This window comes from Sphingobium limneticum, from assembly GCF_008710155.1.
Classification (GTDB): domain Bacteria; phylum Pseudomonadota; class Alphaproteobacteria; order Sphingomonadales; family Sphingomonadaceae; genus Sphingobium; species Sphingobium limneticum.
Window position 1 is genome coordinate 115,112 of sequence record NZ_VYPZ01000005.1, and the last position, 12,175, is coordinate 127,286.

Annotated in this window: 9 protein-coding genes; 3 read left to right on the forward strand and 6 right to left on the reverse strand. The window is 63.5% G+C overall.

Annotated features, from left to right (window positions below; translation table 11 throughout):
* Nucleotides 1-69 precede the first annotated feature (69 nt).
* Nucleotides 70-2,649, forward strand: coding sequence for an ATP-dependent chaperone ClpB (gene clpB / locus F4U94_RS08280; RefSeq protein WP_120251310.1), 2,580 nt, complete (start codon nucleotides 70-72; stop codon nucleotides 2,647-2,649).
* Nucleotides 2,650-2,711: 62 nt separating this feature from the next.
* On the opposite strand, the gene F4U94_RS08285 is transcribed toward clpB, so the two are convergent.
* Both F4U94_RS08285 and F4U94_RS08290 read right to left on the reverse strand, forming a co-directional pair.
* The gene (locus F4U94_RS08285) at nucleotides 2,712-2,960 is read right to left on the reverse strand and encodes a hypothetical protein (protein ID WP_427772585.1); all 249 of its coding nucleotides are present in this window, start codon (nucleotides 2,958-2,960) and stop codon (nucleotides 2,712-2,714) included.
* 164 nt (nucleotides 2,961-3,124) lie between these two features.
* Nucleotides 3,125-4,393, reverse strand: a complete 1,269-nt coding sequence (locus F4U94_RS08290) for an aspartyl/asparaginyl beta-hydroxylase domain-containing protein (RefSeq protein WP_120251308.1) — start codon at nucleotides 4,391-4,393, stop codon at nucleotides 3,125-3,127.
* Between the two features lie 104 nt (nucleotides 4,394-4,497).
* Here F4U94_RS08290 and F4U94_RS08295 point away from each other — a divergent pair, with 104 nt between their 5' ends.
* Nucleotides 4,498-5,529: a hypothetical protein gene (locus F4U94_RS08295; protein ID WP_120251307.1), complete on the forward strand. Its 1,032-nt coding sequence runs from the start codon at nucleotides 4,498-4,500 to the stop codon at nucleotides 5,527-5,529.
* 156 nt (nucleotides 5,530-5,685) lie between these two features.
* Here F4U94_RS08295 and F4U94_RS08300 read toward each other — a convergent pair whose 3' ends face one another.
* Nucleotides 5,686-8,640, reverse strand: a complete 2,955-nt coding sequence (locus tag F4U94_RS08300; protein ID WP_120251306.1) for a TonB-dependent receptor domain-containing protein — start codon at nucleotides 8,638-8,640, stop codon at nucleotides 5,686-5,688.
* 394 nt (nucleotides 8,641-9,034) lie between these two features.
* Here F4U94_RS08300 and F4U94_RS08305 point away from each other — a divergent pair, with 394 nt between their 5' ends.
* Nucleotides 9,035-9,583 carry a hypothetical protein gene (locus tag F4U94_RS08305; RefSeq protein ID WP_120251305.1) on the forward strand — a complete coding sequence of 183 codons (549 nt, stop codon included), beginning with the start codon at nucleotides 9,035-9,037 and terminating at the stop codon, nucleotides 9,581-9,583.
* 15 nt (nucleotides 9,584-9,598) lie between these two features.
* Here F4U94_RS08305 and F4U94_RS08310 read toward each other — a convergent pair whose 3' ends face one another.
* The 3 genes from F4U94_RS08310 to xseA are packed head-to-tail and all read right to left on the reverse strand — an operon-like array spanning nucleotide 9,599 to nucleotide 12,173.
* Nucleotides 9,599-10,450, reverse strand: coding sequence for a M23 family metallopeptidase (locus F4U94_RS08310; RefSeq protein WP_120251304.1), 852 nt, complete (start codon nucleotides 10,448-10,450; stop codon nucleotides 9,599-9,601).
* Complete coding sequence (locus F4U94_RS08315; RefSeq protein ID WP_120251303.1) at nucleotides 10,447-10,659, reverse strand: DUF2093 domain-containing protein; 213 nt, start codon at nucleotides 10,657-10,659, stop codon at nucleotides 10,447-10,449. The genes F4U94_RS08310 and F4U94_RS08315 overlap by 4 nt, the downstream gene beginning before the upstream one ends.
* 23 nt (nucleotides 10,660-10,682) lie before the next feature.
* Nucleotides 10,683-12,173 (reverse strand): exodeoxyribonuclease VII large subunit, encoded by a 1,491-nt coding sequence (xseA, locus tag F4U94_RS08320; protein WP_120251302.1) that lies wholly within the window; start codon nucleotides 12,171-12,173, stop codon nucleotides 10,683-10,685.
* Nucleotides 12,174-12,175 lie beyond the last annotated feature (2 nt).

The window sequence follows — 12,175 nt, forward strand, 5'->3', positions numbered from 1 at the left end:
TTATAGATCGCCCCTTGTGTGGTTTTTGAGCAACACTACATCGCCAGCATCTAATGTGAGTGGATGCACATGAACCTCGAAAAATTCACCGACCGCGCCAAGGGCTTTCTTCAGTCGGCGCAAACCGTGGCGATCCGCATGAGCCATCAGCGGATCGGCCCGGAACATCTGCTAAAGGCCCTGCTGGAGGATCAGCAGGGTATGGCGTCCGGCCTGATCAAGGCGGCGGGCGGTTCCGCCGAAGTCGCGCTGCGCGACACGGACGCGGCGCTGGCCAAAGTGCCCGCCGTTTCCGGCAGCGGCGCGCAACAGACGCCCGGCCTCGACAATGATGCCGTGCGCGTACTCGACGGTGCCGAGCAGGTCGCGACCAAGGCGGGCGACAGTTTCGTCACCGTCGAACGGCTGCTGCTCGCCCTGACGCTCGCCACCACCACGACGGCGGGCAAGGCGCTGGCCGCCGCCGGCGTAAAGCCCGAAGCGCTCAACGCTGCGATCAATGCCTTGCGCGGCGGCCGCACCGCCGACACGGCGGGCGCGGAGGATCGCTACGACGCGCTCAAGAAATTCGCCCGCGACCTGACCGAAGCGGCGCGCGCGGGCAAGCTCGACCCGGTCATCGGCCGCGACGAGGAAATCCGCCGCACCATTCAGATTCTCGCCCGCCGAACCAAGAACAACCCGGTCCTGATCGGCGACCCCGGCGTCGGCAAGACCGCGATCGCCGAAGGCATGGCGCTGCGTATCGCCAATGGCGACGTGCCCGATACGCTCAAGGATCGCACGCTGATGGCGCTCGACATGGGATCGCTGATCGCCGGCGCCAAATATCGCGGCGAGTTCGAGGAGCGCTTGAAGGGCGTCCTCGACGAAGTGAAGGGCGCCGACGGCCAGGTCATCCTCTTCATCGATGAAATGCACACGCTCATCGGCGCGGGCAAATCCGAGGGCGCGATGGACGCCGGCAATCTGCTGAAACCCGCCCTGGCGCGCGGCGAACTCCATTGCATCGGCGCGACGACGCTCGACGAATATCGCAAATATGTGGAAAAAGACCCCGCGCTCCAACGGCGGTTCCAACCGGTCTTCGTCGGCGAACCGACGGTGGAGGATACCATCTCCATCCTGCGCGGCCTGAAGGAGAAATACGAACTCCATCACGGCGTGCGTATCACCGACGGCGCGCTGGTCAGCGCGGCGACGCTCAGCAACCGCTACATCACCGACCGCTTCCTGCCCGACAAGGCGATCGACCTGATGGACGAGGCCGCCAGCCGCCTGCGCATGGAGGTGGAGTCCAAGCCCGAAGAGATCGAGACTCTCGACCGTCGCATCATCCAGCTCAAGATCGAGCGGGAGGCGCTGAAGAAGGAGACCGACAAGGCCTCGGCCGATCGGCTCGACGCCTTGCAGGAAGATCTCGCCAATCTGGAGGAGCAATCCGCCGCGCTCACCACCCGCTGGCAGTCGGAAAAGGACAAGATCGCCGGCGAAGCCAAGGTCAAGGAGCAACTCGACGCCGCCCGGCTGGAGCTGGAACAGGCCCAGCGCGCCGGCGACCTCGCGAAGATGAGCGAACTCTCCTACGGCACGATCCCCGCGCTCGAAAAGCGCCTCGCGCAAGCAGCAACCGCCTCGGAAGGCGCGATGCTGCGGGAGGAAGTGACGGCGGAGGACATCGCCGGCGTCGTCGCTCGCTGGACCGGCATCCCGGTCGAGCGGATGCTGACCGGCGAGCGCGAAAAGCTGCTGGCGATGGAAGAAACGCTGGGTAAGCGCGTCATCGGGCAGGCCGATGCGGTCAAGGCCGTATCGACCGCCGTGCGCCGCAGCCGCGCCGGCCTGCAAGATCCCAACCGTCCGCTCGGTTCCTTCCTGTTCCTCGGCCCCACGGGTGTCGGCAAGACCGAACTGACCAAGGCGCTGGCCGGATTCCTGTTCGACGATGACTCAGCAATGGTGCGCATCGACATGAGCGAATTCATGGAGAAGCACAGCGTCGCGCGCCTGATCGGCGCACCGCCGGGCTATGTCGGCTATGAGGAAGGCGGCGTCCTGACCGAAGCCGTCCGCCGCCGCCCCTATCAGGTGGTCCTGTTCGATGAAGTAGAAAAGGCGCATGGTGACGTGTTCAACATCCTGCTTCAGGTGCTGGACGACGGCCGCCTGACCGACGGGCAAGGGCGCACGGTCGACTTCACCAACACGATCATCGTGCTGACGTCGAATCTGGGCAGCCAATATCTGACCGGCCTGGCCGACGACGAACCGGTGGAGAAGGTCGAGGATCAGGTGATGGACATCGTGCGGGGCCATTTCCGCCCGGAATTCCTGAACCGCCTGGACGAGGTGATCCTGTTCCACCGTCTGGGCGCGGCCCATATGGCGCCGATCGTGGACATCCAGGTCGCCCGCATCGGCAAGCTGCTCAAGGATCGCAAGATCGTCCTCGACCTGACCGAAGGCGCGCGCGCATGGCTCGGCCGGGTCGGCTATGACCCTGTCTATGGCGCCCGCCCGCTGAAGCGCGCCGTGCAACGCTATCTGCAAGACCCGCTCGCCGACCTCATCCTGCGCGGCGACGTGCCGGACGGATCGACGGTGAAGGTGGAAGATGGCGACGGCGCGCTGGCGCTCAGCATCGCCTGATAACAAAAAGGCTCGCTGATAGGATCAGCGAGCCTTTTTCATGGTCGGGTGGGCGCGCGCCCTCAGCCGTTGGGATTCATCCCCGCGCGGCTGCGCGTGATCATGTCATCCGCATCGCGATTCTGCTGTTCGCTGATGGCCCGCCATTCTGCGTTGGTCTTGCACACGCGTTCCTTGCGCACCAGCGAGCCTGTCACATCCAGACGGCGGCATCGAATCGCACCCGGATCATTCCTGTCCAGCTTGGCCGCCGGCTGCGGCGTCTGCGCTGGCAGATATGCCGGAGCGGACAGGATCGAGAGGCCAATCATGATCTGGCCAATACGCAGTTTCATTCAACGACTCCCAATGGATCAAAGCCATCTTTACGGACCTTCAGCGTTCCGTTCCCCCAAGAGAGCGGCCTGATCGGCGGGCTATCGTGCAATTGTGATATAAATATCGTTTCCGGGCAATGGCCAATCATGGTCCCGGCTCAAGATTCCGGCCGATGTGCACTTTCGTCGGCAAACTGGAAATAGCGCCGAAGAAGTTCCTGTTCCCGTTCCGTAAGATATGGATTCCAAACGTCGAAGATCAGTACGGCCCGCATTGCATCGCTATTGTTCCAGGCTTCATGCTCGATCGTGTCGTCAAACACGAAGGCACGGCCCTCTTCCCAAGCTCTGGTTTCGCCGCCGACGCGAAACCCGCAGTCAGGCGGCACAATCAGCGGCAAATGGACGATCGCGCGCATGTTGCTCACCCCGCTATGGGGCGGAATATGCGCCTTGGGCTTCAGCAGCGAGAAGAAGGCCGACGGCGCCCGACCGTTGATATCGCTGCGCGGCAGTTTCTCCAGCGTGGCGACGGTTTCGGGGCACAGATCGCAAACCGGATCGTTGCGCACGCCATATTCCCATAGAAAACAGGCGCCCCAGTCGAGCGATTGGTCCAGTCCGCTCCACACATTATCCGGCGTTCCGGCGTCCAGCCGAACATAGGGCCGCAGCAGGTCCGGCCCTTGCTTCAACAGGTTGAGCAATTCGCCCCGAATGACATCGGTCCTGGCCTCCAGTTCCGCGATCCAGGGAAAATGCCCGCGATCGAAAAACTCGTCCGCCGGCAGAAACGGATAATGCATGCCCGAACATTCGTTGCGATATATGCGGCGGCGCCCCAGCAGATGATCGATGCTCGCCTGAAAACGGCGAACGTCCGGCGGCGGCGCCCCGGCGAAATCGGCCTTGAAATGACCGTCCACCTCGTCAGCGAAATCCGCCATGCGGGTGCGCACGAACCGGCGTGCTTCGTCCAGCCGGTCACGCAATGCGGCCGGTTGGTCCTTCAGCCCATCGGCCAGTGCCAGCACCTGGCTCCAATTCTTCGTGGCCTGTGCCAACTGGCCATTGCGCTCCAGCCATTCGGCGGTGCGCAACTGCGCCATGAAATGCACCTGGTCCAGTTCCAGGACATGGTCGAGCGCGGCCTTTTCTCCCGGCTCGTCGCCGGATGCCCGCCGCGCCGTGGCCAGGTTCATCCACAAGGCCGGCTGCCTGGGATCGGCGTCCGCCGCCCGCGCGAAAAAATATGCGGCGTCATCCGGCCGCTCCAGCGTCAGCGCCAGCATCCCGCGGCTGTTCAACAACTGCGGGCTGTTCGCCGCGATGACCAGCGCGCGATCCATCAATGCGGCTTCCTGCGTTCGATCCCCCCTCGAACGAGCCTCATCCGCAGCACGCAGCAAGCTTTCTATATTGTCCATATCTATCCCCCGACGCGAAGGTGCCGAAACGCCGAAACGCGTGCAATAGCAAATCATGGCCGATGCTTGCCGCCCGACCGCCAAACATGCGAAGGACCATCGCCATGACTGGTTTCGATCCCGCGCTCCGCCAGCTACTGTCCGATCCGTCCTGGCTACCGCATCGCTATGACGAACGACGGGATGCTTTCCACCTGTTGCAGGTCGACCGTGCCGGCCGGGCGGGCATTCCATTCCTGACCGATGAGCATTTGCAGGGTCGCGCGCCGCGCGTCGTTGACCGGGCGCAGGTGGTTGCGGCGGCGCCTGCTGCCGCGCCCGTGCATTTCATCTTCCATTCGGCCTATTGCTGCTCGACCCTGCTGGCGCGGCTGCTCGACATGCCGGGCGTTGCGTCGACGCTCAAGGAACCGGTGTTCCTCAACGACATGGTGGGATGGCGGCATCGCGGTGGGGAGGGGCGACGCATCGCCATGGTGCTGGATCAAGGCCTGGGATTGCTCGCGCGGCCTTTCGATGCGGGGGAGGCGGTGATCATCAAGCCGTCCAATGTCGTGAATGCACTTATCCCGGCGATGATGGCAATGAAGCCGGATGCCAAAGCGCTGCTGCTTTACGCCCCTCTGGAACAATATCTGTCGTCGATCGCGCGTAAGGGCATGTGGAGCCGGCTGTGGGTCCGCGAATTGCTGGTGAAGCAGTTACGCGACGGGATGGTCCAGCTCGGCTTGGATGACACTGCACTGTTGCAACTGACGGATCTGCAAGCTGCGGCCGCTGGCTGGCTGGCGCAGCAACAGCAATTTGCGGGCCTGCTGCGAACCCTGGGATCTGTGCGGGTGCGATCGTTGGACAGCGAGCATCTGATGGCGGATATTTCCGGACATCTGGACGTGCTGGTCCGCCATTTCGGCGTCGATGCCAACCAGGATGCGATCGCAACGGCGCTGGCCGGTCCCGCGCTCGGAACTGACAGCAAGACTGGCAACGCTTTCACCAATGACCAGCGTGCGCAGCAAAAGCGAGAATCGCTGAACCTGCATGGTGAAGAGGTCGCGATGGTGTTGCGCTGGGCAGCAGAAATCGCCGCGCGCTTCGACATTCCTATGGCGCTGGACCATCCGATCACTGCTTAGACGGCGATAGAGTGACAAGGCCCGAATAGGGTTCACTTCCCCGTTCCGTGCCAGTGACCGGGCCGATTAACGGCAACTGTCTTTCCTGTTTCGAACATAAAAAAAGAGGCGGACCAAATGGTCCGCCTCCCTTTTTTCATCATGTCGTGATGACGATCAGAACTTCAACTTCGCGCTGACGGCGAACTTGCGACCCAGTGCGTCGTAGGTAGACGGATAGGTGTTACCGCTGTTGTAGCTGGTCGAACCGGCCGAACCACCGACGATCGGGGGCTTTTTGTTGAACATGTTCATGACCGTGAAGGTCAGGGTCACGTTATCAGCAACCTGCGCACGGGTCGTCAGGTCGAAATAGTCGTAAGCCTTGATCTTGCGGAACTGCGGATCGATGGTGCAGCCGTCCGGATCGGCACCGGCCGGATCCGTGCAACCGGCGTCGATACCGGCACCGATATCGTCGGCCAGCTGCTGCGGTTCGAACCGCACGCTGTCGATGTGGCGCCACAGCAGCGAGAGGTCGACATCACCGAAGGTCAGCGTGGTGCGCTGGCTCCACTGGAACTTCGGCTGGATCGATGCGCAGTTGACCGAATAATAGCCAACGCATTCACGATTCAGCGAAGTCGGCGTCGCCTGGAACTTCGAGCTGTTGGTCCAGTTGCCGTTCAAGCCAAGGCTCAGCGTCGCGAAGTTGAACTCATGCTTGTAGTTCAGCGACAGATCGATGCCGTCGGTCTTCAGGGTGCCCAGGTTGGACAGCGGCAGGAACAGGCCGGTGGCCGTACCGTTGAGGCTGCCGTCTTCGCTACGACCGATCGACGTACAGGCAGCGTTGGTGGCGCTGGATGCGGTGATGTTGTCGAAGCAGGCCGCAATCGCATCGCCCGGCGTCGGGGTCGTGATCGCGTTCTTCACCTTGATGTTGTAATAATCGACGCTGGCGCTGAAACCACGCAGGAAGGTCGGGGTGATGGTCGCACCGACGCCCCAACTGTCCGACGTTTCCGGCTTCACGTTCAGGTTGCCGCCGCTCGTGGCATTGGCCTGAGCGGCCGAAGGCTGATCGATGAAGCCGATCTGCGCTGCGGTCGCACCCTGAGCGATACAGACGGCGGTCAGGTTGGCGTTACCAACCGGAGCGCTGCCGGCGCAGGGATCGGTCGCCAGATTGGTCAGACCGGTGTTAAGCGGCGAGAACAGCTCCGAGATGTTCGGCGCACGAACGGCGCGCGAATAGTTACCACGGAACTTGATGTCGTCGACGGGAGCCCAGCTACCTTCGAACTTGTAGGTCCATGTGTCGAAGCTCGGGCTGGTCGGTGCATCGACCGAATAGCTCGAATAACGAACGCCGGCACCAACCGTCAGCAGCTTGGCGAACGGACGGTCTTCGATCAGCGGAGCGATCAATTCGCCGAAGGCTTCGTACACGTCGAAGCCACCGCTCACGTTCGGCTGCGCGCCGCCCGCACCGCCCAGATCGTTCGCCTGCGACAGCAGATCGGATTCGATCGATGCGGTATATTTGCGATATTCGCCGCCGACGGCGAAGCCGATCGGGTTCGATGCCAGGGGCGAGGTTACGCCGAAGTCACCGCTCACGGTCGCATGCGCCTGGGCCAGCGTGGTCTTGGTCGTGATGACGCTGCTGGCGGTCAGGTAATCGACCATGTTCTGCGTGATCGAGCCTTCAGGGCCGAAGACGTTGACGGGGACGCAACCATTGGTGTCGGTCAGGCAGGTCGTGGTGTTGGTCGCGAGCAGAGCCTGGCGGAAACGCGAGTTGAGCGTGTAGCCCTTCTGCGTCTGGATATTTTCCGATTCACCGTAGGAACCGCCGACGTCCCAGCTCAGATGCGAGCCGATGTCGCCCTGGAAGCCCAGCGCGTAATCGAAGAAGGTGGTCTTGAATTCCGAAACGCGCGGACCGGCCTCGACTGCGCGACGCGACAGCGACGTGGTGAAGGTGCGATAGTTCGGATCGGTCGTGCTGGTTGCGCCCGCAGCGGCGGAGCACTGTGCGGTGGTCAGGCCATTCGCGTTACAGAACTGGTTGCGGATGCCGGAGGTCAGGTACGGATTGCTGTAGGGGATCACCACCGACAGAGCGAAGGCGCCCGAAGGAGCAATGATCGTGTTGACCTGGTTCTTCGAGAAGATGCCGCGAGTATAGGCCTTAACCGAGTCGCTGATCTCGTAATTGGCCTGCCCGAACATATTGAAACGCTTAAACGGCGTCTGGAAGATGTTGTACGGGTTGAAGTTGTAGGTCTGGTAGGTCGGAACGAGCGAATTGCCGTCCGCGCTGATTTGGCGCGTACCGACGCCCGGCACTGAGAAGCGCGACGGAACCGAGGTACCCGAACCCTGGCACGATACGCATTCGGCCAGATAAGATTCCAGATAGGTGTCGGAGAAGGAACGAGCGCCCTGATAGACGGGATCGACTTCCTGATAGCCGATGCTGAACACGGCGTTACCGCGGCCGTCATCGAAATTGGCACCCATGGTGACGTCGGCACGGAAGGCGTTGCCGTCGCCAGCTTCGGTCAGCTGGTTCGAAACATTCGCTTCGAAGCCTGCGAAATCCTTCTTCAGGATGAAGTTGGCCACGCCGGCGATCGCGTCGGCGCCGTAGGTGGTGGAAGCACCGCCGGTCAGAACGTCGACACGTTCCACCAGAGCGAGCGGAATGTTGTTAAGATCGAAAACGCCGCCCAGACCGTAGGGGACCATGCGACGGCCGTCCACCAGGACGAGGTTGCGGTTGCTGCCCAGGCCACGCAGGTTGAGGGTCGATGCACCGCCGTTACCGTTGTTCACGGCCGAACCGATGCTGGGAACGACGCCCGGAATTTCACGGAGCAGCTGTTCCGCGTTGTTGCTCTGACGCAGATCGATTTCGTCCGACGTCGTCGCCAGAACCGGCGTCGACTGCACCAGGTTCGGGTTACGGATCAGCGAACCCGTAACGATGATGGTATCACCGGCATCGGCTTCCGCCGTCTGCGGCGCGTCCTGCGCGAACGCAGCCGTCGCGATCAGCGACGCGCTCAGGATCGCCGGAGCGGCGCTGGCACGCAGAAGTGCCCTCTTCGAAAATGTTTTCACAGTCCAGTCCCTTGCTCTGGAGTTTGGCAGATGATCTGCCACATCAGTGCCCGTACGGAGGGATAAGGTGCCCGACAGCGATCCCCCCATATGGATCGCAGGAAACTGCGCGGGCTACAGGGCGCTGTAAAGCGGGGGAAAAGGAAGAAAGCCGCTTTTGAAGGCGGCTGTATCATAAATGCAACAAGCGCGGGAAGCGCCTGTTTTACGGTTGTATTGCAAGATAATTACATGAAGCTACAGCAAGGTGAAGCAATCATGCACCGTCGCGCGTGAAGATCGACCGATTATGGCGGCCGGACCTGCCAAAATTGCGCAGGGCTGTCATATTGACGTCATCTCAGACGGGTGCATGCTAACGGGCATCGGACGGTTCGGGAAGGGAAGAGCGGAAATGAACGGCAAACGCAGTTGGTTATGGATGCTGTCCCTTGGCGTGTTGGCGGGGCCGGCGCAGGCTGCGCCAAAACAGCAACAGCCCCGTCCGGAAATTTTCACCAACCTGCTCCAATGCCGTGCGATTACGGACAATGTGGCGCGTCTGGCCTGTTTCGATCGGCAGGTCGGCGCCATGGACGCGGCGGCGCAGCGTGACGAGGTGGTGGTGCTCGACAAGAGCGAACTGAGCAAGACGCGCAAGACCCTCTTCGGCTTCTCCTTCCCCAAACTGCCTTTCCTGGGCGGTGGAGACGATGATGACGGCGACAAGCCGCAGGAAGAAGGCTTCAGCCAGATCGATGCCGTGATCGCCTCCGCGCGCAGCCTTGGCTATGGCAAGTGGCAGATCGGTCTGGAAGACGGTGCGCAGTGGATGACGACCGAGCCGGTCACCGGGCGCGACCCCAAGGTGGGGCAGAAGATCGAATTGAAACGTGCCTCAATGGGTAGTTTCATTGGCAAGGTCGAAGGGGGCCGCGCGGTCCGCATGAAACGGGTCAGCTGACGGCGGCAGCCCTCTTTACAACCCGTTCGGCATCGGCCCGGCGATCAGCAGCGGGTCGATCCGGGCGTCGTTCCACTTCATGGCCCAGTGCAGATGCGGCCCGGTCGCGCGCCCGGTGGCACCGATCGCGCCGATTTTCTGGCCCTGGGTCACATGGTCGCCCGGCTTCACGTCGATCCGCGACAGATGCAGGAAGGCGCTGTTGAGGCCGTGGCCATGGTCGATCATCAGCAAATGCCCTTCCAGCGTGAAGGGCTTGTCCGCGGCTGCCAATATCACCACCCCATCGGCCGGCGCCACCACCGGCACACCGGTCGCGCCCGCCACATCCACGCCGCCATGATAGGCGCCGGCCGTGCCCTGATAGATGCGCTGCGATCCGAACAGGCCGGATATCCGCCCGATCCGTGGCCAGATGAAGCGTTGCCGCCAGCCCTGCGCGTCGGTCACCACATCGCGCGCGGCTGCAAACGCGTCGAGTTCGGGCTTGCGCAGCGCCAGAAAGGCTTCCGTGCTCTTGGTCGGCCGCATCGGCGCGTCGATTCGCTCGATCCGCCAGGCGCGCGAGGCGACGGTCAGGCTGCGCTCGACCGTCCGTGCATCGGGCAGCCGGGCGGTAAGCCGCGCGGTCGGCGCGGCATCCCGGTCGAAGGCGATCAGGAATCGGCCGTCGGCATCGACCGGCACCAGTTGATCGTCCAGCTTCAGTGCGACCGTCCCGACCGGCGCAATGCCCGTCATCATGCCGCCCTGCGTCGCCGTTCCGTTCAACTGGAAGTCCGCGCCCGCCGCCGCCGGACGCGCGACCGGCTGGGCCACGGCCGTTCCGGCGCAGGCCAGCAGCAGCGCGATGCCGATCCGCCTCATCGCGGTCCGCGCGCCTTCAATTCCGCCTGCACCGACGCGTCGGCGCTGGCATAGGGTTCCTGTCGCGCGATGCTCCAGTAGCGCAGATCCTGCAGCGCGACCTTCTCCCCGGTCACGGCGCAGACGACATGGTCGCCCGCCTGCAACACACGGAAACTGTAGGGCATATAATGGAGCCGGGCGATCCGGTCGTGATTGGACATCAACATCAGTCAGGCCTCTTTGCGCAGCATCAGGAAAACAGATCCTGCTGCTGTTTGTCGCCGGCCTCGCGCGCCTTGCGAGCGGGCCGGGGTGGGGAGGATAGAGCGGCCGGGGCCTGCGACTCAAGTTGCGCATCGCCGATCGCGGCGTTCACCGTACCGTCCTTGAAATGCAGCGTCACGGCGCCGGCCGCCTGTGCCGCCGTGACCGATTGCACCAACCGGCCCTGCGCCATCACGCGGGCATAGCCCTTCTGCAACGGCCGGTCGGGATCGAGCGAAGCGAAATGGCGCGACACCCGGTCGAAGGCGACGGCCCGTTCCGACAAGGCGCGTTGCAGATAGTCCGGCCGCAACTGCAACCGGTCCAACCGTTCGCCCGCGCGCACCACATATTGCTGCAACAAAGCCGGCCGCAGCGCGCCGCCCGCCTGCCCCAGATACGCCCGTGCATCGGCCAGCCGGTGGCGCAGCCCGCTCACCAGCCCGTCGGACAATTGATCCAGCTTCTGCCGCTGCGGCGCCAGCAACGTGTCCGGCGTCGGCATCAGCCGCACCTGCATGTCCAGCCGTTCGCGCGCCTGACCCGCCCCGCGCCGGACAGCGCGCCCGGCCCGCAGGCCCATTTCCGCCAGCCCAGCCAGTAATTCCGCCCGCACCGGCACGGCCATTTCGGCGGCGGCGGTGGGCGTGGGGGCACGCCGGTCGGCGGCATAGTCGCACAGCGTCGTATCGGTTTCATGCCCCACGGCGGAGATGGTCGGAATCGTGCAGTCGGCCACCGCCCGCACCACGATCTCCTCGTTGAAGCTCCACAGATCCTCGATCGACCCGCCGCCGCGCGCCACGATCACCAGGTCCGGCCGAGGCACCGGCCCGCTGCCGTCCATCGCACTGAACCCGCGCACGGCGCGCGCCACCTGCTCGGCCGCGCCCTGACCCTGCACCAATACCGGCCAGACCAGCACATTGGTCGGGCAGCGATCGGCCAGCCGATGGAGAATGTCGCGGATCACCGCGCCCGTGGGCGACGTCACGACGCCGATCGTGCGCGGCAGGAAGGGCAGGGGCTTCTTGCGTTCCGCCGCGAACAAGCCTTCGCCCGCCAGCTTGGCCTTCAATTTCTCCAGCAACGCCATCAGCGCGCCTTCGCCGGCCAGCTCCATCTTCTCGATGACGATCTGATATTTGGATCGGCCCGGATAGGTGGTCAGCTTGCCGGTCGCGATCACCTCCACGCCGTCCTGTGGCGAAAAGGCCAGCCGCTGCGCGCCGCCCTTCCACATCACCCCGTCCAGCACGGCATTCTCGTCCTTCAGCGCCAGATAGAGGTGCCCCGACGCCGCCCGCTTGAACCCGGAAATCTCACCGCGCAGCCGCACATGGCCGAACCGGTCCTCGACCGTGCGCTTCAACAGGCCCGACAATTCGCTGACCGACAGCGGCGGCGCGTTGTCCCCCGCGCGTTCCTCCGCTAACAGGCGGCCCGAACTGTCATAGGCATCAAATTCCGGGGACATGG

Bases quoted from the DNA above. Each gene is read 5' to 3' on its own strand.
- clpB (WP_120251310.1), top strand. From the start codon at position 70: ATGAACCTCGAAAAATTCACCGACCGCGCCAAGGGCTTTCTTCAGTCG.
- F4U94_RS08285 (WP_427772585.1), bottom strand. From the start codon at position 2,960: ATGATTGGCCTCTCGATCCTGTCCGCTCCGGCATATCTGCCAGCGCAG.
- F4U94_RS08290 (WP_120251308.1), bottom strand. From the start codon at position 4,393: ATGGACAATATAGAAAGCTTGCTGCGTGCTGCGGATGAGGCTCGTTCG.
- F4U94_RS08295 (WP_120251307.1), top strand. From the start codon at position 4,498: ATGACTGGTTTCGATCCCGCGCTCCGCCAGCTACTGTCCGATCCGTCC.
- F4U94_RS08305 (WP_120251305.1), top strand. From the start codon at position 9,035: ATGAACGGCAAACGCAGTTGGTTATGGATGCTGTCCCTTGGCGTGTTG.
- F4U94_RS08310 (WP_120251304.1), bottom strand. From the start codon at position 10,450: ATGAGGCGGATCGGCATCGCGCTGCTGCTGGCCTGCGCCGGAACGGCC.
- F4U94_RS08315 (WP_120251303.1), bottom strand. From the start codon at position 10,659: ATGTTGATGTCCAATCACGACCGGATCGCCCGGCTCCATTATATGCCC.
- xseA (WP_120251302.1), bottom strand. From the start codon at position 12,173: ATGTCCCCGGAATTTGATGCCTATGACAGTTCGGGCCGCCTGTTAGCG.